Genomic DNA, 24,507 nt, shown 5'->3' with positions numbered 1-24,507 from the left:
GGCGGGCGGAGGGGAAGACTCGCGCCATGCGCGAACGGATCGAATTTTCCTCGGGTTTGGTGCTGCGAAGATGGGCGGCCCGCGATGCGGCACCGGTGACGGCCGCGTTCGCGGATCCCCTCATGCGCGAGCAGACCAGCCGGCCCATCGCTTCGCCGGAGGACGCGCAGCGGTGGATCGCGGAGCGCACCGCCGAGTGGGAGGCAGCTTCCGCCTACGCCTTCTCCGTCGTGGACGGGGCCGACACGGTCCTCGGACACGTGTCGGTCGGCGCGGTGAACCGGCGGCACTCCGTCGGGTGGGTCTCCTACTGGACGACGGCTGCGGCCCGGGGGCGGGGCGTGGCCTCTCAGGCCTGTCGGGCCCTCGCCCGCTGGGCGTTCGACGAAGCCGAACTGTTCCGGCTGGAGCTCGGGCACCGGGTGAACAACCCCGGCTCGTGCGCAGTCGCCCGTGCTGCGGGGTTCGCCGTGGAAGGACGGGAGCGCCAGAAGCTCGCGTACGACGGCGTCCGCTACGACGTCGAGCTCCACGCCCGTCTGGCGACGGACCCGGAGCCGCCCGCCGCGGCTCTGCGGCCCGTACGGGCGCGGGCTTGCGGGCCCGGGTCGTCAGTGGGACGGGCGGAAGCCCGCGGACCGGTCGAGGTGGAACGGTGAACCGGGGCCCACGGGCTGCCAGCCGGTGCTGGGACGGTCAGGTCAGTACACGAGCTTGTACGTGACGTCCTTCGGGACCGGGGCCGGAGCGGTGTCCGTGTAGAGGAGCCGGATCGTGGTGAAGCGCTCGACGTCCGGGTGGCCCGGCCAGGGTTCCGGAGCGCTCAGGGTCACCGTCACCGGGTAGGACCGGAAGCGGCCCGCGGCACAGTAGGGGACGCAGTCGTTCACCATGTCGGTGCCCGTGGCCGTCGCGGTCTTCGGTCCCCAGGTGTCCCAGGTCAGTTCGACGAGGCGGTTGTTGCCGTCCCCGCAGGCCAGCAGGTACTCCTCGGGGCGTACCTGGGACTGCGAGAAGCAATCCACGACCACGAGGGGTTCCGCAGGAGCCGTGACGGCCCCGGGGCTCTGGGCGGAGGCCGGAACGGCGGCCGCTGCAAGAGCCGCCGCCGCACACAGAACGGTGGCGGTCCGCACCCTGGACCGGAACCGGAACCGGGAACGGGGTGCACGAATGAGCCGGCCGTCTTCTGAGGTATCCACGAGGCCCTCCTCGCCCTTCTGTCCCGCTGTCGGCGGTGCGGCTAAACCCAGCTTCCCCCATCCGGGCGGGCCGCGCACGCGCAGCCGCGGGGGCCGCCCGCCGCAGCCGTACCGGCTCCCGGGAGCGTGATCCAGCTCAAACCATGTGATCATATTGCGGCATGACCACGAAGACCCTTCACCTGCTCTGCTCCGCCGCCCCGCCCGTCTTCGACGTCGCCCGGGTCATCGAGGACGCCCAGGCCCGCGGCTGGGACGTGTGCCTCGGCCTCACCCCCACCGCAGCGCACTGGCTCTCCGAAAGCCTCGACGGACTCGCCGCTCTCACCGGCCATCCCGTTCGCTGGCAGTACAAGCTCCCCGGCCAGCCCGACGTCTGGCCCGCGGCCGATGCCCTCCTCTTCGCACCCGCCACCTTCAACACCATCAACGCGTGGGCGCTCGGTCTGACCCACAACCTCGTGGTCGGCCTCGCCGCCGAAGCGACGGGCAAGCGCACGCCCGTCATTGCGATGCCGTGCACCAACACCGCCCTCGCGGCCCACCCGCAGTTCGAAGTCTCGCTGAACACCCTGCGCAACGCCGGAGTCGAACTCCTCCAGGGCGAAACCGGATACGCCCCCGACCCCGATGCCCCGGTCCACTTCCCCTGGCCCGCCGCCATCAACGCCCTGGGCGCCCTCGACCGCGCCGTGCCCCAGCTCTAGAGCACGTTCCGGCACTGCTCGCCGTCCCCCGCGCCCCGGACCCGGCGGAAGCGGGCCGCGCCACGGGCGCGCAAGCGATTTCCGGGGGCTAACCCCCGGACCGGCGGGTTCCGGCCAACCTCCCGTGCGTCCGCGCCCGGGAGCCCGGCGGCGCCCGAACACGATCAGCGGCCACGGCTAGGGAACCGTCGCCGCGAGGTCGGCCAGATCCCGCTGCTCCGGCCTCCGGCCTGCGCTGTACTCACTGCTTCCAGTTCCCGCGACCACGCAGCCGCCCCTGCGCACACCGCGCAGACGGGCTCCTCCGGCATGCGCTGCGAGCGTCGAACCGGCCTCCAAAACAACCCAGTTGAAGGAGACGCAGGATGTCCGAGCAGCAGACCGAGCACCGCAAGACGGCCGCACCACCCGCCCCACCGGAGTTCAAGTACACCTGGGGCCAGCACAACGAGACCATGGAGGCGCTGTCGCTCGGGCAGATGGCCCGCCGCGTTCCGTCCGCCCTCCGGCAGACCGCGCGGCTCGCGCTCGCCGTCAACCGCACCGCGTTCCACGTACTGGTCGGCGCCCAGATCCTCGGCGGGATCTGCACGGCGGCAGCGCTCGCGGCGATCTCGCGGGCGATGGTGCCGCTCCTGACCGGCGACGGCATCGAGGAACGGATCTCGGCGGCGGCCTGGCCGCTGGTCGTCGCGGCCGCCATGACCGCGCTCGGGGCACTGGCCTCCATCACCTCGGGCAGCGCGGCCCGCCGCCTGAATCCCGGCATGGCCACCCTCGCAGACCTCGCCATGGTCGACGCCCACATGGACGTCGAACTCGCCGCGTACGACGCTCCCGACTTCACCGAACGCTCCGAGGCCGCCGAGACCGGATCCGCCCGCTCCGCCATGCTGCTGCAGGACGCCCTCGGCTTCACCGGCGGCCTGATCGACATGGTCGCCGTGGCGTCCGTCCTCGCCGTGGTCCACCCCGTGCTGCTGCCGCTGCTCCTGCTGTCGGTGGTCCCGCGCGGCCTCGGCTCGGTCTATGCCGCCCGCCTCGACTACCGCCTCCACAACCAGACGATCGCCTCCCGCAACATCAAGCACATGATGCGCTGGCACCTGACCACCCCGAAGCTCGCCGACGAGCTGCGCGGCAACAGCATGCGTCCCTACGCCCACCACTGGTACGCGGCGGTCTGCGAGCGCATCGACTCCAGGATGGTCAGCTCCGCGCCCCGCTACCTCACCGTCTACCTGATCGCGGCCACCGCCTCGGGAGTCTTCGTCGTGGCGACCTACGGGGCCCTCGCCGGGCTGGTCATCGGCGGGTACATGGCGATCGCCGCCGCCGGTACGGCGATCGTCGCCATGCGGACCTCCACCGCCGCCCTCTCGCAGCTCGTCGTGTACGGGGCCGCCATGTTCCAGCACGCCCTCTACCTCGGCGACTACACCGCCTTCGTCGCTGAGGCCGCCGAAAAGTCCGGTCCGCGCGGCCCGCAGGTCATGGAGGCCGCGCCGGAGAAGATCCGCCTGGAGGAAGCCACCTACACCTACCCAGGCAAGGACACCCCCTCGCTCGGACCGGTCTCCCTGACCCTGTCCCGGGGCGAGGTGATCGCCGTCGTGGGGGAGAACGGCGCGGGCAAGTCCACCCTGATCCGGCTGCTGACCTCACTGACCGCCCCGACGTCCGGCGTCGTCTCCTGGGACGGGATCCCGACGTCCGACGCCGACCAGCGCACCGCCTGGCAGCACGTCGGCCTCGTCACCCAGTCGTACGGGTACTGGCCCTTCTCCGCCAGGGAGAACATCACGCTCGGCCAGCCCGACCCGCGCGGTGAGGAAGCCGTGTGGGACGCCCTGGACGCGGTCGGCATGCGGGCGACCGTCCAGGAGTTCCCGGACGGCCTGGACACCCTGCTGGCCCGCTCGATCTGGGGCGGGCACGAGCCTTCCGGCGGCCAGTGGCAGCGGCTGGCGTGCGGGCGGGCGTTCCACCGCAAGCCCGGGCTGCTGGTCATGGACGAGCCGACGTCGGCCATGGACCCGCGCGGTGAGCACATGGTGTTCTCCGGGCTGCGGGACATGAAGGACGACCGGATCACGGTGATCGTCACCCACCGGATGGAGAACTGCCGCCTCGCCGACCGGATCATCGTCCTCGATGCGGGACGGATCACCGAGCAGGGCGGTTACGAGGAGCTGGTGCGACTGGACGGCTCCTTCGCCGAGCTGGTCCGGCTCTCCCAGGACCGGTAGCCCGGTGACGTCCGGGGGGCGCGTCGCGCCGCGCGTCCCCCGGATCCCCGGCCCGGACGAGGGCGCCTCCCGGCGTGCTCGCCCGGGGCCACCGGCTCGTTGGAGTAGGACCCTTTGCAACGGGGCTCATCGCACCGGCCGGAAGTGCACGACCGCGATGGCGTCGGCCGGCCCGATGCCGGGGTAGTGGTACCGGAGCCTGTCGTGGAGCTCGGCCAGGTCACGGAAGCCGTCCGCCCTGGCGTCCGCCTCGCTGAGCCGGGCGACCGTCGTCTCGGTGACCTGCGTGACGACACCCGGCAGGGCCACCTCCTCGTCCAGCTCGAACACCAGGCTGACGGGGCCCACCTCCACCGGGTCACGGAAACGGACGGTGGTCGTCTTCCGGCCGGCCCGCACGGCGTCGAGGTAGTCGGGATGGAAGTACAGGGACTGCGGGTTCATCGGCACACCTCAGGTCGTTTCTTTTGGATCTTGCCCCATCCCCGTCGCGGCGGGCGAATCCCGACCGGGCGCGCGGCCCGCGGCCCGCGCGCCTGGACGATCACGCGAAGACGTTTGGGTAGGGTTCATCCCGAATTTCTTCCCGACCTGACTCGATGGAGAACTGGCGGCACGGCGATGTGGGGAACGGGGCCGCGGGGAACGGGACCGCAGGAACCGCATCACGGCCGGCGTGACGGAAGGCGGACGCGGTGAGCCCTCAGCCGGTCGTGCACGTGCGCAGGAACGTGTGGACCCTGCCGGAAGACGACCTGACGCTCGCGCACTACGCGGCAGCCGTCGCCGAGATGAAGGGACGGGACGCGGACGACCCCACGAGCTGGGCCTACCAGGCGGCCATCCACGGGACGGCCGAGACACCGCCGAAGCCCCTGTGGAACAGCTGCAAGCACGGCTCGTGGTACTTCCTCTCCTGGCACCGCATGTACCTCTGGTACTTCGAACGGATCGTCCGCGCCGCGGTCGTGGACCTGGGTGGTCCGGCCGACTGGGCGCTGCCGTTCTGGGACTACGACGCCGACCCCTCGCAGGCCCGGATCCCGCCGGCCTTCCGCGAGCAGGAGGACGGCGCCAACCCGCTGTTCGCCGAGCGGGCGCACGGCCTCAACCTGGGTGCACCCCTGCCCTTCGAGATCACCTCCCCGGCCTACGCGATGGGGCGCACCCAGTTCGTCGGCGAAGCCGAGTTCGGCGGTGGCATCACACCGGACGGCGATGCCTTCTGGAACCGGGACGGAGCGGTCGAGAGCACGCCGCACAACGCCGTGCACAGCCACATCGGCCACTGGATGGGAAGGACCGACACCGCGGCGCTGGACCCGATCTTCTGGCTCCACCACGCCAACATCGACCGCCTGTGGTTCGCATGGGCGAGCCGCCCGGGACACGGCAACCCGACGGACCCGCGCTGGATCACCCAGGAGTACCGGTTCTTCGACGCCGACGGGAGCGAACGGAATCTGGCGGCGTCCGCCATCGTCGACATCGCCGGTCAGCTGGGGTACACGTACGAGTCGCCCGTACCGGTTCCCGCGCCGCCTCCGGCTCCTCCCCCGTCCCCGTCCCCACTACCGTCCCCCGTACCCGAGGCGTCGATGAGCGGTCCGAACGAGTCCGGGCCGGTGCCGCCCAAGCGGCGCGAGATGGCCGGCGCATCACAGCAGACCGTGCAGCTCGTCGGTCGCGCGGCGAGCGTCACCGTACCGATCGACCAACGGACCACGCGGTCGCTGGGCACGGCGCTGGGCGTCCCCGTCCCCGAGGCCGACCGCCGCGTGTACCTCAACGTCGAGGACATCGAGGGCGAGCAGAACCCGGACACGGTCTACGGCATCTACGTCAACCTGCCCGACGGAGCCTCCCGCGAACGGGCGGAGGGCCACCGCGTGGGCAACCTGTCCTTCTTCGGTATCGAGAGGGCCCAGGATCCCCGCGGCGACGAGCACCCGCACGGTCTGCGGGTGACCGTCGAGATCACCCCGCTCGTACGCAGGCTGGTGGCGGAGAACGCCTGGGACGACCGTGCGCTGCGCGTGACGTTCCTTCCGCTCGGCGCGCTCGGCCCGGTGGACGCGGTCGACGCGGAGACCGAGGACCCACCGGTCGAGATCGGGCGGGTCAGCCTCGGCTACACCTGATGACGGTTCGGGGTGCGGCGCGGGTGCGGTCCCCACGGACGGCGCCCGTGCGGCGGTTGTTGCGGCCGCGCGTCTCGCTCGCCTACGAGCTGGTGGCCGTCGCCGCCTGGATCGCCCTGACGGAGCGGCTGGCCCGCAAGCCGCGGCGCCCCACGCGCCTCGCCGCGGCGGCACTCGCCGCGGCCGCCCTGGTGGTCGCCCTCGCGGCGGCCGCCGGGCGATGAAGCCGGCCCTGGGGTTCGACCACGATCTGGTCCCCATGGACGTCGTCCTCCGCTTCGGGGTCGTCGTAGGACGTGCTGTACGGGCGGCGCCGTACGACTCAGACCTCGGGAAGGGACGGATCGGGTGTCCAGGGGCTCGGTGCGGTGATGGCCCAGCGTTCGTGGTCCCGCCAGTCCCCGTCGATGTAGAGGTAGGCGGGCGAGAGCCCCTCGTAGCGGAAGCCCAGCCGCTTGACCAGGGCCAGGGATGCCGCGTTCGCCGGCTGGACGTTGGCTTCCAGCCGGTGGAGCCGCAGGTCAGTGAAGGCGTACCGCAGGGTGGCGGCGACCCCTTCGGTCAGGTACCCGCGCCCTGCTGACGGGGCGAAGGCCGCGTAGCCGAGGGACGCGCCCTGGTATCGGCCCCGGATGATCGAGTTGATGTTCACCATGCCGACGGCTGCGCCGGTCTCCCGGAGACGCACCAGGAAGCCCAGGTTGGTGCCGTCGTCGAAGCGGCGCGTCCAGACCTGGAACTCCTGCGCGGTCGACGGTAGCTGCATCCACGGCCGGTGCAGTTCGGAGCTGGCCCGCACGAGCGTGCAGAACTCGTCCTGGTCGGAGGCGGTGAGCGGGCGCAGTTCGACCCGTGACGGCATATTGATCACGGGTCAACGTTAGGGCCAGGGCGGGTCGCGCGGGGGCCGCCCGGACCTCATCGGCCGGGTACGCCGGAGCGTCCTGCCGTCAGCGGGGCGACTGGCAGGGCGGATCACCCGGTCGGTCCCTGGCGGAAAGGGGCGTGCGGAGTTCCGCCTGGAGCCGGTCGGACGCGGGGACGGGCAGTCCGAAGCGGGCGTGACGCAGTTCTTTCGAGCGCGCGGTGATGCGGTCGAGGTCCCGCAGCTGGCGTTCGAGCTCGTCGATCAGCGCCTTGTCGGTGTCGAGGGGGTCTCCCCAGTCGACCACGGCGCCGGCGAGATGCTCCAGGTGCAGATCGTCGATGGCCCGGCGACTGGCCCAGACCGCGAAGTCGGTGCACCCGAAGAGATACGCGCGCGCGGCATGGAGGGTCGCTGCGGCGGCGGGCTCGTACGCGTCCTCGGGTCCCACCAGGCGGTCGTTGTGGCAGTAGTCGCTGAGCATGTACTCCGCTAGGCCCCGGTTGACGGCGGTGTACACCGTCGAATCGCCGAGGACGCCCTCCCACACCGAGTTCAGGAGCGGTCGCAGACCCAGGGTGAAGTCCGCCCGTTCGTCCTCGGGCAGGGCCTCGTGCCAGCTCATCAGGCGCTCGGCGACACCTGCGGCGAAAACGCCGCGCTCGCTGGGCGACGCGGCCTCCACCCGCGCATCCACCAGCGCTATGAGTTCCCGCCACGTGTTCATTCGAGCCCCCCGGCCAGACATCGGCGGGCTCCCGCCCGTCGAGGGGATCATCGCATGCGGGAGGCGCGGCGCGGGTGGGCAAAGAGCCCTCCGCCGGCCCGTCGCCCCGCCGGGTACTCCGGATCGTCCCGGGCCGCCCGCGCGGATGGTTTAATAAATGTACGTGCATTTATTAAGGAGAGCGACTGTGGCCGGACGTCCCCGCGGGGTGGAAGACGAGGTGATCCTGCGTGCGGCGGCCGAGGTGATGGGACGGGTGGGGCCGTCCGGCCTGACCCTGGCGGCGGTGGCCCGCGAGGTCGGCCTGGTCCCCGGCACGCTCGTGCAGCGGTTCGGCTCCAAGCGCGGCCTGGTCCTGGCACTGGCCGATCAGTCCGTACGGGACACGGACGCGCTGCCCGACCGGATCCGCGGGGAGCAGGGCTCGGCGCTCGGGGCCCTGGCCGCCCTGTTCGCGCAGTGGATGGCACCGATGGTCTCGCCGGAGACCTTCGCCAACCACCTGGCGTTCCTGTGCATGGACCTCACGGACCCCGAACTGCACGAGCGGGCCCGCGCCGTGCACGAGGCCCAGCGTCGGGCGGTCGGGGCGCTCCTGGCGGAGGCCGTTTCCACGGGCGAGCTCCGTGCCGCGACGGACGTCGGGGCGCTGACCGCCACCGTGCAGGCCGTCACCTCCGGGGCGGGTCTCATCTGGGCGCTCGACCGCGAGGGCACCCTCGTGCAGCGCGTCCGGCACGGGCTGGACGCCGTGCTGGCCCCCCATGTCTCCGCCGCCACCGACGCCACCGACGCCGGCTCCTGCACCGAGTGAATCCGCTGGAAGACCTGGAGGAAGAGATGACGACGAAGACACCACGGCTCGCCGGGAGGGTCGCGCTGGTCGCAGGTGGCACCCGGGGTGGCGGGCGGGGAATCGCCATCGAGCTCGGAGCCGCCGGGGCGACCGTCTACGTGACCGGCCGCAGCAGTGGAACGGCGCGCTCCGACCTCGACCGCCCCGAGACCATCGAGGAGACGGCCGAAAGGATCACCGCCGCCGGAGGTGCGGGCATCCCGGTCCGCACCGACCACAGCGACCCGGAACAGGTCCGGGCCCTCGTGGCGCGGATCGCGGCGGAGCAGGACGGCCGGCTCGACGTCCTGGTCAACTCCGTCTGGGGCGGCGACCCGCTCACCGACTGGGAACACCCCCTGTGGGAACAGGACCTGGACCAGGGTCTGCGCCTCCTGCGACGGGCGGTGGAGACCCACGTGATCACCAGCCGGTACGCACTGCCCCTCATGGTCGCCCGCGGGAGCGGCCTGGTCGTGGAGGTCACCGACGGCAACACCGCCCGCTACCGCGGCTCCTTCTTCTACGACATGGCGAAGTCGGCGGTGATCCGGCTGGCCGTCGCGCAGGCCGCCGAGCTGCGGCCGCACGGCGTCGCGGCCGTCTCCCTGACACCGGGCTTCCTGCGCTCGGAGGCGCTGCTGGACCATTTCGGCGTCACCGAGGCCAACTGGCGCGACGGCGCCGCCGAGGACCCGAACTTCGCCCACTCCGAGACTCCCGCCTATCTGGGACGGGCCGTCGTGGCCCTGGCGGCCGACCCGGACGTCATCGCCAGGAGCGGCCGGGCGCTGGCCACCTGGGACCTCTACAAGGAGTACGGGTTCACGGATGCCGACGGCACCCAGCCCGACTTCGCCGCGCACTGGGCCAGGAACTTGGAGGCGCAGTACGGTCCCCTCGGCGACCCGCTCTGATCCCACCACGCCGACAGGGCGCTGTCAGTCAGTGGCAGAGCCACGACCACCGGAACCCGCTACGAGTATCAATGTCAGTGGCAGGGTCTAGCCTTCATCACATGATCAAGGGGGAATTCGCCGTACCGTCACTGGATGCGCTCGCCGACGAGGTCGTGGCCGTGCTGGCGGGTCGCCACGACCCCGGCGTGGTGCCGTTCGAACGGGTGCTCAATGCCGTGGTGAGCCACGACTTCCGGGACCGGGAGGCGCTGGCCGCCGCGCTGGGCTCCGTCCCGCGCGAGTTCAAGGTGAAACCGCACGCACAGGTGCGGTGCATAGCGGGCGTCGTCGGCGCTGCGGTCGGTCCGGTACGGGCGGAGGAGTCCTGGGAGAACACCCGGGCGGGCTGGCTCGAACTGTGCCAGCACGTGGCGCTGGACTACATAGCGGGTGCGCGCGCCGCCGAGATCGCCGCCCGGTTGCGGGCCGGGGACTCCGTGCCCTTCCTGCTCTCCGTACCGAGCCGGCCGACGGGCGCGGTGGAGCCGTACGAGCTGGTCGAGCGCCTCGCCGAGTACGAACGCCTCGGTGTCCGGCCCGGACCGGCGGACCTGGGGCAGGCACTGCTGCGCTGCGGCGGCCGGGTGGACCCCGAAGCGGTGCGTGCCGCGGAGGGGTTGGGGCTGGCGGAGGGGACCCGGGTGGCCGCCTGGCTGCGACAGGGCGGTCTGCCCCGGCCGACGTGGTGGCGGGAGCGCGAAGCGGGTGAGGCCGAGCGTCCCAGCAGGCGCCGGGGAGCACGCATCGGCCGTCGGATCCTGGTGGGGCACGAGGCCATCGAGGGCCGCGGCGCGTTCCCGCGGCAGTTCTGGTCGCTGTTCCGCGTCTTCGAGCCGGCCATCTCCTGTCCGCACTGGTCCCTGCCGGACTACCGGGACGCGCACACCGTCGCGACCCTGCCCTGGCACCCGGAGATAGCCGCGGCCCGGCTACTGACGGGTGTCGCGTCGGCGGCCGACCAGGACGGCCGTGGCTCCCCCGCCTTCCTGGAGGCACTGGCCGGGACCGACGGCCCTGCCGGCCCCGCCGTCCACCTGGCCGTGGCCTACGGGCTCGCCGCCGTACCCGAGCCCGAGCGGCAGGCCGCCGGGCGGGCGCTGGTGCTGCTGGCTTCGCGGGGCCAGCTGGACGGCGAGTTGCTGGGCCGGGAGCTGACCGAGCTCGTCGGGCTGGGAACGCTGAGGATGCCCCTGCTGACCGAGTCACTGCGGGCGGCCGTCGCCGTACCGGAGGGCGCCGGGGCGGTCTGGGCGGTCCTGGCCGCCTCCCTGCCCGGACTACTGGCCCGCACCCGGCCCCAGGCGCACGGGGTGCTGCTGGCCGTCGCGGCGGACTCCGCACTGCTGTCGGGCGCGCGCGGCGAGCTGCCCGAGGTGACGGCGCTCGCGCAGCGACCGGGTTCGTCCCAACTGCTCAGACAGGCCCGGAGGTTGCGGGACGCGCTGGCGGGGGTCTGACCCGGGGCCCGGGGAACGGCGGCCCGCGGCGGTCAGCCGTGTTGGTGCTGCTCGGGCAGTCGGCTGTCCGGGTGCACCCACAGCAGTACGTTGTCGGGCCGTTCGTCGTGGAAGAAGTCCAGGACGTCCTGGTCCGAGTGACGCAGGCTGAAGTGGGTGAGGACGAATCGGGTGTCCGGGTGGGCCTCGACGACGGGCTTCAACCGGCTCCAGACGGTGTGCCCGACCCGGTCGGCCCGCTCCAGTTCGGCGTCGTCGAGAAACGTGCACTCGGTGATGATCACCGGATACTCGAAGAGCCAGGGGTTGTCCTCGAAGACGCTGACGTGGGTGTCGCCGAGGAAGGCGAACAACGGCCTGCGGACCTCGCGTTCGACCTCGGCGCCCGCCTTGCGCCGCTGTGCCAGGATGCGGCCGAACTCCGCGCCCCGGCCCTGTGCGGCGAGGTCGTGGCGCAGTTCCTCGTACTCCGGCAGCAGGGCCTTGCGTCGTTCGGCGAAGGCGTATCCCACGCAGGGCACCTTGTGCACGCACTCCACCACCCGTACGTGGTGGCCGCGGCGCCCGAAGGCGAACTCGTCGCCGCCGCGCACCCCGTGGAGCCGGCAACCGGCGGCGAGGGCCGGATCGTAGGCCGTGCCGTGGTTCAGTTCGGCGGAGGCCCGCAGAAAGGTCTCCACGTACGGCACCGCCGCGGCGGGCAGGTGGATGTCGACCCCGTCGGGCCTGGCCGCGAGGTGGTCGAGGTCCTTGGAATGGTCGTGATGGGTGTGGGTGAGGAAGACGGTTTCCGGCTGACGTCCTTCCACCAGTCCCGCGTCGAGCGCGCAGCGCAGTTCGGGGACGTGGAAGAACGTCTTGTCGTTGGCGCGCGAGTATCCGGTGAGCGTCAGTTCGGTGCCGGGTATGCGCCAGGTCTTCCACTGGCGGAACGGGTGTCCTTGCTCCAGCCGTTCGGGATGGGCGGGTGTCCGCGAAGGGGCCAGTGTCATCGGTGCCTCCGTCGGACCGCCGTGATCGGGTGGAGGCCCGATCGTAACGGGCCGTGCCCGGCCGCGGCCCGCCGTTTTCCGGGCGCCGGACACGACGCGGACTGGTCCGCCTCCTCCCGCCCGTGGTCCCTCGTCCCACCCTTCCCAATGCGCCGGAACCGGTGGACGCCCGTTCCCCGAGGGCACGAAGATGGGGCCGGCCCGCGCCCGTGGCCGCGGAGGGAGTGCCATGACGACGTCACCGGTGGCCGGCAGGCCGGCGCCACCACCGAGCACCGCCCGAGAGGTCCCGGGCAAGGGCAACTGGGCCGTCAAACCGCTGAACGACGGCAAGCTGGCCTACGCGTTACCCACCGAGTGGAAATCCGGGGCCCTGCACCACAAGATCTCCAAGGAGCGGCTCAGCTCGATCGCCGAGCGGCTCACGCCGGCCTGGAACGCGAAGGAGCCCCGGCTCCAGGGAGCGGCGCGGGCGTTCTGGAACCTGTGCTGGGCGGTGGCCGGCGAGAGCGTCGCCGACGCCGTGGCCATGGCGGGGCCGGGCGGCAGCCCCAACCCGCACCGGCTGCTGTGGAACCTGCCGCTGATGGTGTCGCTCGGCCCGCAGAGCCCGGCCAATGACCCGGGCATGAACTTCGACCCCGACACCGAGCCGGTGCCGGGCGGCCCGGGCACCCGTCGGATGGACGCCGTGTCGATCGCGCTCAAGGAGCTGGAGACCGCCTGGCTGACCGCGGCCGACGCGGACGACGGGCGCGGCGTGTACGACGCGGCGCTCTGGACCACCCTGCACCGGCACCTGCAGACGGCGCACGTCGCCGCCGAACGGGTCGCGCGCGGTGAGCGGGTGCTGTATCCGCCGTTGCGCGAGCAGTGGGTGTACGACTCCACCACCAAGCAGAACCTGCGCAAGGGTCTGACCCCGTTCCCGACGCCCGAGCAGGGCCGGCGCCTCTTCGCCGGGGCCCGGGCGAACGCGCCGTCGATCGCGGCCTACGCCGCCTCCGCAGCCGCCGCCGCGACCGCCACGGTCCGCGGCACCGTGGGCGACCGGGAGGTCACCCTGCGGCTGACGGCGGCCGAGAAGAACGTGCACCACGTGTGCGTGCGCCACACGCTCACGTTCTTCGACTTCACGGACGCCTCCCGGCCCCGGCCCATCAACACCTTGTGGCCCGACGTACGCACCTTCGCCGACGCCAAGGCCCTCGCCGCCGCGCTGCTGCCGGGCATCGGCCGGAGCGCTCTGCGCGAACTGGACCGCACGCAGGGCAACGTGGACGACGCCACCGAGTGGCTCGACGTGGTCCTGGAGATCTCCAACGCGGACGTCGACGGCAGGATCATCTTCTACAACGTGCAGTTCACCGACGTGAACGGCACGGACGCGGCTCCCGACGTCGAGGCCGTCATCGAGTCGTTCGCCCCGGACGGCTCCGACGGTCCGGGCTTCACCCGCGGGGACCTCGACCTCATCGCCGGGCAGCTGTAGCGCCGGCCGGGGGAGCGCACGGGCCGCGCCCTCCCCCGCCGTACCCTGAACCCGTGCCGCCCTCCCGCCTCCACCGCGTAGCCGTCCTCGTCCTCGAGGGCGCGAAGCCCCTTGACGTGGGCATCCCCGCGCAAGTGTTCACGACCCGCGCGAGCATGCCGTACGAGGTACGGGTCTGCGGTGCCGCTCCCGGCCTCGTCACCGGCGGCGACGGCCTGTCGTACCACGTCACCCACGGGCTCGACGCGCTCGCTTGGGCCGACATCGTCTTCGTCCCCGGTTACCGCTTCCCCGACCGTGAGGACCCGCCGCAGGCGGTCATCGACGCGCTGATCGCCGCCCACGGCCGGGGGGCGCGGCTCGCGGCCATCTCGACGGGCGCGTTCGCGCTCGCCGCCACCGGTCTGCTCGACGGCAAGCGCGCCACGACCCACTGGCACTACGCGCGGGCCCTCGCCGCGAAGCATCCGCTCGTCCGGCTCGACGAGAACGTCCTGTTCGTCGACGAGGGCAGTGTGCTCACCTCTGCCGGCGCCGCCTCGGGCATCGACCTGTGCCTGCACATCCTGCGCCGCGACCTCGGCGTGGCCGCCTCCAACCACGCGGCCCGGCGCCTGGTCGCGGCGCCCTACCGCAGCGGCGGCCAGGCGCAGTACGTGCCGCGCAGCGTGCCCGAGCCGCTCGGCGAAAGGTTCGCCGCCACCCGCGAGTGGGCCCTGTACCAGCTGGGCGAACCGCTCACGCTGGAGGCGCTGGCGCAGCACGCGGGGGTCTCGGCGCGCACCTTCTCGCGGCGCTTCGCCGAGGACACCGGGTACACGCCGATGCAGTGGGTCATGCGGGCCCGGATCGACGTGGCACGTGAGCTGCTGGAGCGTTCGGAGCGCAGTGTCGAGCAGATCGCGGACGATGTCGGCCTCGGCACCGGCGCCAATCTTCGTCTGCACTTCCACCGCATCCTCGGCACCACCCCGACCGAGTACCGGCGCACCTTCACCCAGGGCGAATGATCCGGCGCCGACCAGGGCGAACGGTCCGGGAACGCCGCTCGGCGAGTTCCTGGCGAGATCCTTACGAACCATGGCGATCTCGCCGCTGTCGCGGACGGTGATCGGCAGCGAACCTGATGGCGAACGAAAGGGACATCGTCATGACTCGCATTGCCATCAACGGATTCGGCCGCATCGGACGCAACGTGCTGCGTGCGCTCCTCGAGCGCGACACCGACCTCGAGGTCGTGGCCGTCAACGACCTGACGGAGCCCGCCACCCTCGCGCGGCTGCTCGCGTACGACACCACGTCCGGCCGGCTCGGCCGCCCGGTGACCGTCGAGGGCAACGTTCTCGTCGTCGACGGACACCGGATCACGGTGCTGGCCGAGCGCGAGCCCGAGCAGCTGCCCTGGGCCGAGCTCGAAGTCGACCTCGTGCTGGAGGCGACCGGCCGCTTCACCTCGGCCGAGGCCGCCCGCGGCCACCTCAAGGCCGGTGCGCGCAAGGTGCTCGTCAGCGCTCCGTCCGACGGCGCCGATGTGACGCTCGCGTACGGTGTCAACACCGACGCCTACGACCCGGCCCTGCACACGATCGTCTCGAACGCGTCCTGCACCACCAACGCGCTCGCCCCGCTGGCCGCCGTGCTCGACGAGCTCGCGGGCATCGAGCACGGGTTCATGACCACCGTGCACGCCTACACGCAGGAGCAGAACCTGCAGGACGGCCCGCACCGCGACCCCCGGCGTGCCCGCGCCGCCGGCGTCAACATCGTGCCGACCTCGACCGGTGCCGCGAAGGCGATCGGCCTCGTACTGCCGCAGCTCGACGGCAAGCTGTCGGGCGACTCCATCCGCGTGCCGGTCCCGGTGGGCTCGATCGTCGAGCTCAACACCACCGTCGCCCGCGACGTGACGCGCGAGGAGATCCTGGAGGCCTACCGGGCCGCGGCGCAGGGACCGCTGGCCGGCGTGCTCGAGTACTCCGAGGACCCGCTGGTGTCTTCCGACATCACGGGCAACCCCGCGTCTTCGATCTTCGACTCGGAGCTCACCCGCGTCGACGGCCGCCACGTCAAGGTGGTCGCCTGGTACGACAACGAGTGGGGCTTCTCGAACCGCGTGATCGACACGCTCACGCTCCTCGCCGCGGGCTGAACCGACAGCGGTCCCCGGTGGGGGCGGGCCCGGCGCCCGCGCACGGTAGGTCCGGTTCATCGACCCCGGTGAACCGGACCGGCCGCGCGCGGGCGCTTCGGCCTTTCCGCCCGGCCGCACGGGTGCTCCGTACTCCTGCGGCCCGCTCAGCGCATGCGCGGAAGGCGGAGGCTGAGCAGTACGGTCAGCGCGATCAGGCCGAGTTGGACGAGCAGGGTGGTGGACACCGCCGCGCGCAGGCCTTCCGTCGGGACCAGGGCCAGGAAGAGGCTTCCGAGCGTGGCGACGCCGAGTGCCAGGGCGGACTGCTGGGCGGTGATCATGACGCCGCCGCCCACCCCGGCCCGTTCGGCGGGAACGTCCGACAGCATCAGACGCATCAGCACGGGCAGTTGGAAGCCCTGGCCCAGTCCCGCCAGGGCGACGCCCGGAGCGAGTTCGGCCACGCCGAGGTCCGGCCAGCCGTGGCGGAGCGTGGCCAGCAGGAGGCCGATCCCGGCCGCCTGGACGACGGCTCCGGCGGTGACGATCCGGCTGCCGAAGCGGGAGACGAGACGTGGTCCGGCCAGCGCTGCCCCGAAGAAGGCCACGGCCATCGGCACCAGCGCCAGGCCGGCCGTCACCGGGTCCATGTCCAGGCCCTGTTGGAGGGTCACGGCGAGGACGAACATGAAGCCGCTAAAGCCGACCGAGAACGGCAACAAGAGCACCAAGCCGCGCCGCAGCGACTCCAGCCTCAGCAGGCTCGGCGGCACCAGCGGTGTGCGGCCCTTCCGGTCGGCCCGGCGCTCGGTGACGTAGAACGCCGCGGCGGCGACGGGGAACACGCCGAGCGAGACCCAGGTCCACAGTGGCCAACCGGCGGCCCGTCCCTCGGTCAGCGGCAGCAGCAGCGAGACCAGCGACAGCGCGAGCAGCAGGGTGCCGGGTACGTCCACGGCCGCGGGCCGACCGGCCCGGGTGTCCGGGACGGTGCGCACCGCGAGGACCAGCCCGAGGACCACCACGGGTACGTTGACCAGGAACACCGCGCGCCAGCCCGTTCCGCCGAGGTCCGCGGCGACCAGGACGCCGCCGAGGATCTGCCCGGCGACCATGGACAGGCCCCCGGTGGCCCCGTACAGGCTCATGGCCCGGGCCCGGCGCGGGCCCTCGGTGGTGGCCTGGATGGTGGCGAGCACCTGCGGCAGCATGAGGGCGGAGGCCGCGCCCTGGGCGACGCGGGCGGCGACGAGGGTCCAGGCGGTCGGGGCGAGGCCGCAGGCGAGCGAGGTGACCCCGAAGGCAGCCATGCCGATGAGGAAGAGCCGCCGGCGGCCGAGGCTGTCACCGACGCGCCCGCCGAGGACCAGCAGGACGGCGTAGGCGACGCCGTAGCCGCCTACGACGAGTTCCAGGAGGGCGGGGCCGGCGGCGAGGTCGTGCTCGATGGACGGCAGCGCGACGTTGACGATGAAGAAGTCGATCAGGGGCAGGGCCGCGCCGAGGAGCACGGTGAACAGGCCGAGGCCGCCCAGGTGGGGCGCGGCGGACGCGGGAGCACCGTGCACGGGGTTGGTGGGCACGGAGCCGGTACGTACGGGGTTGCTGCGTACGGGGATCTGAGTCACCCTCCGACGATCTCGCAGCCGTCAGACGGGTACCAGAGTGTCGTTATCCGGGTACCAGGAGTACCTGGCAACGGGATGGGCGGTGCGGCAGGCTGGAAGCATGACCACTGTCGCCCCTGGAAGCGATGTCCGCCGGCACGAGCTGGCAGAGTTCCTGCGCACCCGCCGCGAGCGGATCGCCCCCGAGCAGGTGGGGCTGGTGCGCGGGCCGCGCCGGCGGACCCCGGGGCTGCGCCGCGAGGAGGTCGCGCACCTGTCGTCGGTGGGCGTGACCTGGTACACGTGGCTGGAGCAGGCGCGCGACATCCAGGTCTCGGCACAGGTCCTGGACGCGGTCGCGCGGGCGCTGCTGCTCGACGTGAGCGAGCGGGAGCACCTGTTCGCGCTGGCCGGGAGCCTGGATCCGGCGCCGCCGGCGGTCTGCCCCAGCGTGACGCCGGCCGTGCGGGCCATGCTCGACCAGCTGGGCCACATCCCGGCGTGCGTCCAGAACAGCCGGTACGACATCGTCGCGTACAACGCCACGTACGGGCAGTTGCTCGGCGACTTGGACGGCAAGCGTCCGGAGGACCGCAACTGCATGTGGCTCGCCTTCACCGATCCGCAGTGGCGGGAGTCGGTGGTCGACCTGCCGAGTACGCACCGGCTCATGGCGGCGAGGTTCCGGGCGGCGATGGCCGAACACCTGGCGGAGCCCGCGTGGAAGACGCTGCTGGCCCGGTTGGAGGGGGCGTCGGCGGAGTTCCGGGAGGTGTGGGCCCGTCACGAGGTGGTGGGCGGGCAGCTCGCGAAGTCGAAGTACATCCGCAACGCCCACGTGGGCCTGCTGCACCTGGAACACACCAACCTGTGGCTCGGACCGCGCACCGGGCCGAGGCTCGTGACGTACGTACCGCTGGACCAGCGGACGCGGGAGCGCTTGGAGGAGCTCGAGCGACTGACGCGACCGGTCGGTGCGGCGCCCCGCGGCTGACGCAACGTCGCCTTCGTCGGCGCTCCCGACCGACCTGGTCGGTACGGAACCGAGCACCGGCTCCGCGCGGCCCCCGATCGCGGCGGGGCATGCCGGCCCGGGCCGGCCGCCGGTGGGCGAGCACCTCCGCAGCCGCTCCACGTCGTCGGGCGAGTGGGCCCGGCACCCGGACGCGGCTCGCGCGGACGGGTGCACGAGGCCGATCTCGTCGTCGTGATGCAGCGTGCGGACGCTCGCGCCCGCCAGCCCGGCCACGGTGGTGCCGGCGGTCTCACGTGTCCTCGCGCGTCGCCCCTCCTGCCTTGACGGCGACTCCCCGGCGCGGCCCGCCGGCCATCTCGTGACCGCCCTCGCCCTTGGGCCTCGACACGTCCTCGACGCCTGGGTGGCGGCGGGCCGATACGACGAGGCAGACGATGGCGCCGAGGAAGACCACGACCGAGGTCCAGCCGTTCAGGCGCAGGCCGAGGAACGTGTGGGACGCGTCGATGCGCAGGTACTCGGTCCAGAACCGTCCGACCGTGTAGGCGGCGACGTACAGGGCGAAGGTCCTGCCGTGACCGAGCGCGAACCGGCGGCCCGCCCAGAGGACCAGTGCGGCGACGCCGACGTTCCAGAGGGACTCGTAGAGGAAGGTCGGGTGGTAGGTCGCGGTGTCGAGCAGGGCGGACGGACGGTGCGCGCGGTCGATCTCCAGGCCCCAGGGAAGTGTGGTGGGGCTGCCGTAGAGTTCCTGGTTGAACCAGTTGCCCCAGCGGCCGACGGCCTGGGCCAGGGCTATGCCGGGGGCCACGGCGTCCGCGTAGGCGGGGAAGGGGATGCGGTGGCGGCGGCAGCCGATCCACGCGCCGACCCCGCCGAGGGCGATGGCGCCCCAGATGCCGAGCCCGCCTTCCCACACGTACAGGGCCCGGATGGGTTCGCCGTGGTCGCCGAAGTACGCATCGGGGCTGGTGATCACGTGGTAGATGCGTCCTCCGGCCATGCCGAACGGCACTGCCCAGAGGGTGACGTCTGCGATGACGCCCTGGTCTCCGCCCCGCGCGACCCAGCGCCGGTTGCCGAGCCAGACGGCGACGAATATGCCCAGGAGGATGCAGAAGGCGTACGCCCTTAACGGAACCGGGCCGAGGTGAAGGACCCCGGTCGAAGGACTGGGCAGGTAGGCGAGATCCATGGTCACTCCGTGAAGGTCTCAATCAAGCGGGCTGCGCAGGCAGCCGCTGCGCAGGCGGCGAGCGCGAGGATCCGTGCCGCGGCGCGTGTGTATCCGGCGGCGCGGACGGTCACACCGGCAACGGGCCCCTTGGCCGTGGTGGTCACGTGCGCTCTCCCCCGGTCCCGTTCCGGATCGCACGGGCGAACGCCTCGCAGCCGGTACGCCATGCGGCGTCCAGGTCCGCGCCGGGCGGGAAGCGGCCGTCGAGTTCGAGCACGACCATGCCGTGCGCGAATGCCCAGAACGAGCGCGCGATGTCGATGTCGCCGCGCACCGCGCGGGCCAGCGGCATCGCTGCGCGATCTTCGAGTCCCTCGGGGAGTGCGTTGCGGGCGAGCGGCCGACCGTGGGTGATGCGGTAGAGGTGCGGGCTGGCGAGCGCATGCTGTCGGTAGGCGCGGGCGAGCACGAGCAGGGGTGGTTCGACGCCCGTCGCTGCTTCGGCAGCCTCCAGATCCTGCGCCAACCGGGTCATCCCCTGGGCCTGGAGCCCAGCCTCGACAGCGGCCTTGTCAGGAAAGTGCTTGTACAAGGAAGGCGCCCGGATGCCGACACGCTCGGCGATGCGCCGCATGGACAACGCATCCGCCCCTTCCGCGTCGAGCAGTTCCCGCGCAGCGGCCATGATCTGCTGTGCGCGGTCAGCCATGGCAGTCCGCCCCCACGGCAACGGCGTGGCGTGGGCACCCTTCCCCGGGAACCGACAACGACCCGGACCGGAGCTTCGACGCCTTCCGTGCACCCCGGCAGGGATGGGGCGGGTCGCTACCGAGCGGGGTGCTGCTGGCTGTAGCGGTGTTCACGGCGACCCTCTCGCCTCGCGACCGATCCCCTGCGGCTAACAGCGTTAGCCAGGCGTGACATCACGCTAGGGCTAACAGCGTTAGCCGTCAAGGGTCGGAGGCTACCGAACCATGACCGGCAGGGGCCTGAACCTGAAGTCGGCGGGCTCCGCCCGACCGCAGCACCGCGCACGCGACAAGGAGACCCGGCGACTGTGGGGCCACGGAGCCACTACTCGTGGGAGCTCAGCGGGGCGCCCTTCAGCCCAGGAGAAGGAACATGTAGAGGAACACGGCCAGTGGCACCAGGATGGCCACCGCGCCGAGCGCGACCCCGATCCACGCCCGACCGCGGGCCGCTCCCGCGTCACCCCGCACGGCCCACAGGTCGGGGAGACCGCAGACGACCGCCATGATCCCGACGGGTAGGACGAGGTAGACGGGGAAGTACCGGATCCAGGGCGGGAGTCCCTCCGGCAGGAACGGACAGCCCATCATCACCACGGCAGTGACCCCCAGCGCGAGCGACGCCGCGCCCCTGCGCTCCGACTCCGCCACCGGCTCCTCTTGCGCCTGCTGCTCCGCCCCGGCCGCCTGCTCCACACAGCTCATGGAACGGAGGCTAGTCGGGCGGCGGGCGGCCGCACCTGGGCGCAGCTACTCAGAACTGCGTGAGTAGTCGGACGCTGATGCGCCCGGCCTCACGTACATCGGCGCGCGGTCCGTCCAGGATCGACTCCCGGCTCCGGTTCGAGGCGGGCCAGCACGTGGGCTTCGAGGAAGCCCCGCTCGGAGGCCGGGTCGTGGAGCAGCCGGGCGAAGGTGGTGAGCCCGGCCCCGGCCAGCAACTCGGCGAACCGGTCCGCCGGCCAGCTGGAGGCGGGCGCCACCTTGTGGTCGAAGCGGACCGGGTCCGGTCCGTCGGTCGCGAAGAACGAGACCAGGAGCAGACCCCCTCGCGCCAGGACGCGCGCCTGCTCGGCGAAGGTGGCGACCACGGCCCGCGCGAACGGCTGCGTCTCCAACCGGTCGGCGAACATCGACGCATAGAGCTCGACGACCCCGTCGTAGGCCGCCCCGGTCACGTCCTGATGGTCCACCACGAGGGGAAGCGAGCACCGGCGCCGATCGACCTGGACAGGGCCTAGGAGAACGGGCCCTCGGCCGTGAAGCGGCGCAGGTGTCGGGCGAACGTCTCGGCCTCGCCCGGGGGCCAGGCGGACAGGCTCGCCGTGATGTGGTCCGCCAGGCGCGCACGCAGTTCTGCGACGACGAGCCGCCCCTCTTCGGTCAGGACCAGGAGGTGTGCGCGCCGGTCCGTGGGGTCCGGTTCGCGGCGGACGAGACCGGCGGCCTCCAGCCGGGAGGCGCGGCGGGTCACGCCGGAGCGGTCGACCCCCACGTCCCGGGCCAAGTCCGCCGCGCTGCGGGAGCCGGTCCGGGCCAGGGCGCTGAGCACGGGGTAGGTCACCTCGTCCACGGCCTCGCCCATGCCCTCCGTGAGCCGCTGGTGCAGGTGCATACGGGTCGTGCGCTTCAGCAGGATGCCCAGCGCGTCGGCGATCTCATGTCCGATCTCATTGTCCACGCCCAAAAGAATAGCGTGCGTCGCGCACGCATCGCTGCTATGGTGAACGAAGTGCGTGCGCCGCGCACGCACTATCGATCCGCAACTGCGTGTACATCTCCATCTGCATCGAAAGGCAGTCCCATGACTCGCACCGGTATCACCGCCGCCCTCACCGACCTGCTCCTCAACCGCGACCTCACCGTCCAAGAGGCCGCCGACCGCCACTTCGCCCCGGAATACCGTCAGCGCACGGACGGCGAGTGGGCGGACCGGGCCGGCTTCATCGAGCACATCACCCACGTGCGCAGCGTCGTCGACCACGGCAGCGTCGAGGTCCACGAGGAGCTGTACGACGGCCGCAACTACGCCGACCGGCACACCGTCCACGTCACGAAGACGGACGGTTCGACGGTGCGCACCGAGGTCTACCTGTTCGGTGAGTTCGCGCCCGACGGCCGCTTCAGCCGCATAGAGGAGACCACCTTGATGCTCGAAGGATCCGAGTCCGACCGCGACCTCGGCAGCGCCCGCTAGGACTTGTCCTTCGGATCGCCGATCCGATCAGCGAGGACCCCGTCAGCCGGTGCACCGGAAGGCCGGTGCCCGCAGCGCGGGTCAAGGGCGGAAGCGCAAGGGGTGATCCGAGGGGACCTCCACCACGGCGATCCGGACGCCGTCGGGGTCGACGATCCACATCTCGATCAGACCCCAGGGTTCGCGCTCGGGCGGCCGCAGCACCTCGGCGCCCCGGCCCAGCAGTTCCTCGTACGCCGCCTGCACGTCCGCCACCTGGAGCCACAACCGCAGGCCCGGCGCGGGTGGTGCCTCGGCCCGGCCGGACAGTTCGAGGAAGCCGCCGCCGAGGAAGTAGACGGTCCCGCGGTCGGGGCCGGTGCCGAACTCGCGGTGGACGGCGAGCCCGAGGGTGTCGCCGTAGAAGGCGCGCGAGCGTTCGGGGTCCGTGGGGCGCAACAGAACCCTGCTGCCCAGTACGTGCACCATGGCCCCTACCTCCCCTCACCCACGGCCTTGCCGCGGCCGTTTCAGCGACTTCCAGCGCCGGCGCCGCGAGCCGGTGTGCTGATCGAGTTCCTCCAACAGGCGCTGGGAACGCTTGTCCACGCCCAGCTCGTCCAGGACCCGGTCGATCTCGGTGAGCAGCGCCCCGCTCAGCTGCCAGTGTGCCGGATCCTCGCGGGCGGAGGCCAGCAGCAGGACCGCGAGCCGGTCGCGGTGGGCCCGGGCGACGGCCAGTTCGCCGGTCAGCCGGGCCTCCGCCTCCTCCGCGTTGGCGCTGACCTGCGCGGTGATCAGCTGGGCGAAGCTTTCCACCGCGATGGCCGTGTGGCGGAGCACCTGCCGCAGCGCGGTCGCGGTCCCGGGGTCGAACAGCGGACCGTCGGGGCGGGCCCGGGCCAGGTCGGTCAGCGTCCGGCAGGCCACCCGGAGCACGACCGCGCAGATCTCCAGGGTGTCCAGACCGGTCCGCAGCACCAGCCTGAAGAGCAGCCCCTCCTTGACCCGCGGATTGAGCCGGAGGCTGTCCTCGGCCTGCCGGAGGGCGGCGTCGACCTGGGCGATGTCGTTGTCGAGGCGGCGCGCCTCGTGCAGCCGGGCCGCGGCCTGCTCGAGCCTGGTCGGTCCGGAGGGCTCCTCGCCGAGGTGGTCGAGCAGCCGGCTCATGCGCCGGGCGAGGTCGGTGATCGCGGCGCCGGCCGGGCCGACCCACAGGGGTGGTGCCACCAGCAGGTTGACCAGCAGCCCGACCGCCGCACCGATGACCGTTTCCAGGACCCGGTCCCAAGCCGTGTCCGTGACCTGGGTGACGCCGAGGACGAGCATGGCGCTGATCGCGACCTCGGGCACGAACTCGTCGACGCGCACCAAGTGGCCCACGACCAGCGAGGCGAGGATCAGCAGCCCGAGGCTCCACCAGGTCAGACCCACCAGCGCGCTGAAGCCGATCGCGATCAGGACGCCGACGACCACCGAGTTCACCCGGCGGATGCTGGTGGTGAGGGTGGAGTACAGGGTGACCTGGACGACGAGCAGGGCGGTCAGTGGCGCGGTCAGCGGGAGCGGCTCGCTGCTCAGGCGGAGTGCGACGACGTAGCTGATCACGGCCGCGGCGGTGGAACGCAGGGCCTGGACGGCGACCGGCTCACGGCGGCGGCGTGCGACACGGGTGGCGAGGCTGGTGATCGTTTCCGGCATGCGGGGCGCCTTCCCGCTGCTGGGCCGGATGACGCATGGCGTGGCCGCTCGGTCCCGATCGACCGAAGATGGGCCGCACGAGGAGGGCGACCCGGCCGTTCGCGGGCAGGAGGTGGGCATCCGGGGCAGCCCCGGTCAGCAAGATCCACGAGTACGAGGGAGAGAAGGCCATGGAGGGTACGGAGGACAAGCGCAAGAAGTCGGGAGAGGGGCGTGCGGAGCAGGCTCAGGAGCACCCCGGTCCGGACCCGGTGCACCCCGAGGCCAGCAAGCGGGTCGAAGGCAAGAGCCCCGAGGAACTGAGGCGGCGGCAGGAGCGCAAGACGACCCGTACGAGCGACGACGACGCGGAGTAACGTCGCCG

28 protein-coding genes are annotated in these 24,507 nt (G+C 72.1%); 14 read left to right on the top strand and 14 right to left on the bottom strand.

Annotated elements, in window-relative coordinates; genetic code table 11:
- Positions 1-26: 26 nt before the first annotated feature.
- Complete coding sequence (locus OG207_RS41375) at positions 27-659, top strand: GNAT family N-acetyltransferase (RefSeq protein WP_329106540.1); 633 nt, start codon at positions 27-29, stop codon at positions 657-659.
- A gap of 42 nt (positions 660-701) precedes the next feature.
- On the opposite strand, the gene OG207_RS41370 is transcribed toward OG207_RS41375, so the two are convergent.
- Entirely contained in the window at positions 702-1,202 is a 501-nt protein-coding gene (locus OG207_RS41370) for a hypothetical protein (protein ID WP_329106537.1), read from the bottom strand.
- A gap of 161 nt (positions 1,203-1,363) precedes the next feature.
- Between OG207_RS41370 and OG207_RS41365 the strand changes: the two genes are divergently transcribed.
- Positions 1,364-1,909 (top strand): flavoprotein, encoded by a 546-nt coding sequence (locus OG207_RS41365; protein ID WP_329106536.1) that lies wholly within the window; start codon positions 1,364-1,366, stop codon positions 1,907-1,909.
- Between the two features lie 365 nt (positions 1,910-2,274).
- Positions 2,275-4,158: an ABC transporter ATP-binding protein gene (locus tag OG207_RS41360; RefSeq protein ID WP_329106534.1), complete on the top strand. Its 1,884-nt coding sequence runs from the start codon at positions 2,275-2,277 to the stop codon at positions 4,156-4,158.
- 126 nt (positions 4,159-4,284) lie between these two features.
- On the opposite strand, the gene OG207_RS41355 is transcribed toward OG207_RS41360, so the two are convergent.
- Positions 4,285-4,602, bottom strand: coding sequence for an ASCH domain-containing protein (locus OG207_RS41355; RefSeq protein WP_329106532.1), 318 nt, complete (start codon positions 4,600-4,602; stop codon positions 4,285-4,287).
- Between the two features lie 251 nt (positions 4,603-4,853).
- Between OG207_RS41355 and OG207_RS41350 the strand changes: the two genes are divergently transcribed.
- Positions 4,854-6,299 carry a tyrosinase family protein gene (locus tag OG207_RS41350; protein ID WP_329106530.1) on the top strand — a complete coding sequence of 482 codons (1,446 nt, stop codon included), beginning with the start codon at positions 4,854-4,856 and terminating at the stop codon, positions 6,297-6,299.
- 47 nt (positions 6,300-6,346) lie between these two features.
- Entirely contained in the window at positions 6,347-6,523 is a 177-nt protein-coding gene (locus OG207_RS41345) for a hypothetical protein (protein WP_329106528.1), read from the top strand.
- A 98-nt stretch (positions 6,524-6,621) separates the two neighbouring features.
- On the opposite strand, the gene OG207_RS41340 is transcribed toward OG207_RS41345, so the two are convergent.
- Complete coding sequence (locus OG207_RS41340; protein WP_329108248.1) at positions 6,622-7,161, bottom strand: GNAT family N-acetyltransferase; 540 nt, start codon at positions 7,159-7,161, stop codon at positions 6,622-6,624.
- An 88-nt stretch (positions 7,162-7,249) separates the two neighbouring features.
- Positions 7,250-7,891: a hypothetical protein gene (locus tag OG207_RS41335; protein ID WP_329106526.1), complete on the bottom strand. Its 642-nt coding sequence runs from the start codon at positions 7,889-7,891 to the stop codon at positions 7,250-7,252.
- Positions 7,892-8,078: 187 nt separating this feature from the next.
- On the opposite strand from OG207_RS41335, the gene OG207_RS41330 reads away from it, so the two are divergent.
- The 3 genes from OG207_RS41330 (at position 8,079) to OG207_RS41320 (ending at position 11,142) form a co-directional block, all read left to right on the top strand.
- The gene (locus OG207_RS41330) at positions 8,079-8,705 is read left to right on the top strand and encodes a TetR/AcrR family transcriptional regulator (protein WP_329106523.1); all 627 of its coding nucleotides are present in this window, start codon (positions 8,079-8,081) and stop codon (positions 8,703-8,705) included.
- A 26-nt stretch (positions 8,706-8,731) separates the two neighbouring features.
- A complete protein-coding gene (locus OG207_RS41325; RefSeq protein WP_329106521.1) occupies positions 8,732-9,643 on the top strand; it encodes an SDR family oxidoreductase in 912 nt (303 codons plus the stop codon).
- A gap of 101 nt (positions 9,644-9,744) precedes the next feature.
- Positions 9,745-11,142 carry a DUF7824 domain-containing protein gene (locus tag OG207_RS41320; RefSeq protein ID WP_329106519.1) on the top strand — a complete coding sequence of 466 codons (1,398 nt, stop codon included), beginning with the start codon at positions 9,745-9,747 and terminating at the stop codon, positions 11,140-11,142.
- 32 nt (positions 11,143-11,174) lie between these two features.
- On the opposite strand, the gene OG207_RS41315 is transcribed toward OG207_RS41320, so the two are convergent.
- A complete protein-coding gene (locus OG207_RS41315; protein ID WP_329106517.1) occupies positions 11,175-12,134 on the bottom strand; it encodes an MBL fold metallo-hydrolase in 960 nt (319 codons plus the stop codon).
- A 229-nt stretch (positions 12,135-12,363) separates the two neighbouring features.
- Between OG207_RS41315 and OG207_RS41310 the strand changes: the two genes are divergently transcribed.
- From OG207_RS41310 to gap, 3 genes are all read left to right on the top strand, one after another.
- Complete coding sequence (locus OG207_RS41310; protein ID WP_329106515.1) at positions 12,364-13,626, top strand: hypothetical protein; 1,263 nt, start codon at positions 12,364-12,366, stop codon at positions 13,624-13,626.
- A gap of 53 nt (positions 13,627-13,679) precedes the next feature.
- A complete protein-coding gene (locus OG207_RS41305) occupies positions 13,680-14,636 on the top strand; it encodes a GlxA family transcriptional regulator (RefSeq protein WP_329106513.1) in 957 nt (318 codons plus the stop codon).
- Positions 14,637-14,776: 140 nt separating this feature from the next.
- The gene (gene gap / locus OG207_RS41300; protein WP_327733177.1) at positions 14,777-15,775 is read left to right on the top strand and encodes a type I glyceraldehyde-3-phosphate dehydrogenase; all 999 of its coding nucleotides are present in this window, start codon (positions 14,777-14,779) and stop codon (positions 15,773-15,775) included.
- 146 nt (positions 15,776-15,921) lie between these two features.
- On the opposite strand, the gene OG207_RS41295 is transcribed toward gap, so the two are convergent.
- On the bottom strand, positions 15,922-17,340 hold the full coding sequence (locus OG207_RS41295) for an MFS transporter (RefSeq protein ID WP_329108246.1): 1,419 nt from the start codon (positions 17,338-17,340) through the stop codon (positions 15,922-15,924).
- 145 nt (positions 17,341-17,485) lie between these two features.
- Here OG207_RS41295 and OG207_RS41290 point away from each other — a divergent pair, with 145 nt between their 5' ends.
- The gene (locus tag OG207_RS41290; protein ID WP_329106508.1) at positions 17,486-18,358 is read left to right on the top strand and encodes a helix-turn-helix transcriptional regulator; all 873 of its coding nucleotides are present in this window, start codon (positions 17,486-17,488) and stop codon (positions 18,356-18,358) included.
- 271 nt (positions 18,359-18,629) lie between these two features.
- Here OG207_RS41290 and lgt read toward each other — a convergent pair whose 3' ends face one another.
- The 6 genes from lgt to OG207_RS41255 form a co-directional block, all read right to left on the bottom strand.
- The gene (lgt, locus tag OG207_RS41280) at positions 18,630-19,535 is read right to left on the bottom strand and encodes a prolipoprotein diacylglyceryl transferase (protein ID WP_329106506.1); all 906 of its coding nucleotides are present in this window, start codon (positions 19,533-19,535) and stop codon (positions 18,630-18,632) included.
- A 2-nt stretch (positions 19,536-19,537) separates the two neighbouring features.
- On the bottom strand, positions 19,538-19,681 hold the full coding sequence (locus tag OG207_RS41275; protein ID WP_329106504.1) for a hypothetical protein: 144 nt from the start codon (positions 19,679-19,681) through the stop codon (positions 19,538-19,540).
- Positions 19,678-20,226 carry a TetR/AcrR family transcriptional regulator gene (locus OG207_RS41270; RefSeq protein WP_329106503.1) on the bottom strand — a complete coding sequence of 183 codons (549 nt, stop codon included), beginning with the start codon at positions 20,224-20,226 and terminating at the stop codon, positions 19,678-19,680. Before OG207_RS41270 ends, OG207_RS41275 begins: the two co-directional genes overlap by 4 nt.
- 394 nt (positions 20,227-20,620) lie before the next feature.
- On the bottom strand, positions 20,621-20,971 hold the full coding sequence (locus OG207_RS41265; RefSeq protein ID WP_329106501.1) for a hypothetical protein: 351 nt from the start codon (positions 20,969-20,971) through the stop codon (positions 20,621-20,623).
- 89 nt (positions 20,972-21,060) lie between these two features.
- Entirely contained in the window at positions 21,061-21,462 is a 402-nt protein-coding gene (locus tag OG207_RS41260; protein ID WP_329106499.1) for a hypothetical protein, read from the bottom strand.
- 41 nt (positions 21,463-21,503) lie between these two features.
- The gene (locus tag OG207_RS41255; protein ID WP_329106497.1) at positions 21,504-21,947 is read right to left on the bottom strand and encodes a MarR family winged helix-turn-helix transcriptional regulator; all 444 of its coding nucleotides are present in this window, start codon (positions 21,945-21,947) and stop codon (positions 21,504-21,506) included.
- A 123-nt stretch (positions 21,948-22,070) separates the two neighbouring features.
- On the opposite strand from OG207_RS41255, the gene OG207_RS41250 reads away from it, so the two are divergent.
- A complete protein-coding gene (locus OG207_RS41250; protein WP_329106495.1) occupies positions 22,071-22,463 on the top strand; it encodes a nuclear transport factor 2 family protein in 393 nt (130 codons plus the stop codon).
- 81 nt (positions 22,464-22,544) lie between these two features.
- Here the strand turns inward: OG207_RS41250 and OG207_RS41245 are convergent, their stop codons facing one another.
- Together OG207_RS41245 and OG207_RS41240 are read right to left on the bottom strand one after the other, a co-directional pair.
- Positions 22,545-22,931, bottom strand: a complete 387-nt coding sequence (locus OG207_RS41245; RefSeq protein WP_329106493.1) for a VOC family protein — start codon at positions 22,929-22,931, stop codon at positions 22,545-22,547.
- A 15-nt stretch (positions 22,932-22,946) separates the two neighbouring features.
- On the bottom strand, positions 22,947-24,143 hold the full coding sequence (locus tag OG207_RS41240) for an FUSC family protein (protein ID WP_329106491.1): 1,197 nt from the start codon (positions 24,141-24,143) through the stop codon (positions 22,947-22,949).
- Positions 24,144-24,313: 170 nt separating this feature from the next.
- On the opposite strand from OG207_RS41240, the gene OG207_RS41235 reads away from it, so the two are divergent.
- Positions 24,314-24,499 carry a hypothetical protein gene (locus OG207_RS41235; RefSeq protein ID WP_329106489.1) on the top strand — a complete coding sequence of 62 codons (186 nt, stop codon included), beginning with the start codon at positions 24,314-24,316 and terminating at the stop codon, positions 24,497-24,499.
- Positions 24,500-24,507: the final 8 nt, after the last annotated feature.

The sequence above is a fragment of the Streptomyces sp. NBC_01439 genome, assembly GCF_036227605.1.
GTDB lineage: Bacteria > Actinomycetota > Actinomycetes > Streptomycetales > Streptomycetaceae > Streptomyces.
Note: the sequence above shows the minus strand (reverse complement) of the source record. Positions and strands in the feature narration are given on the sequence as shown.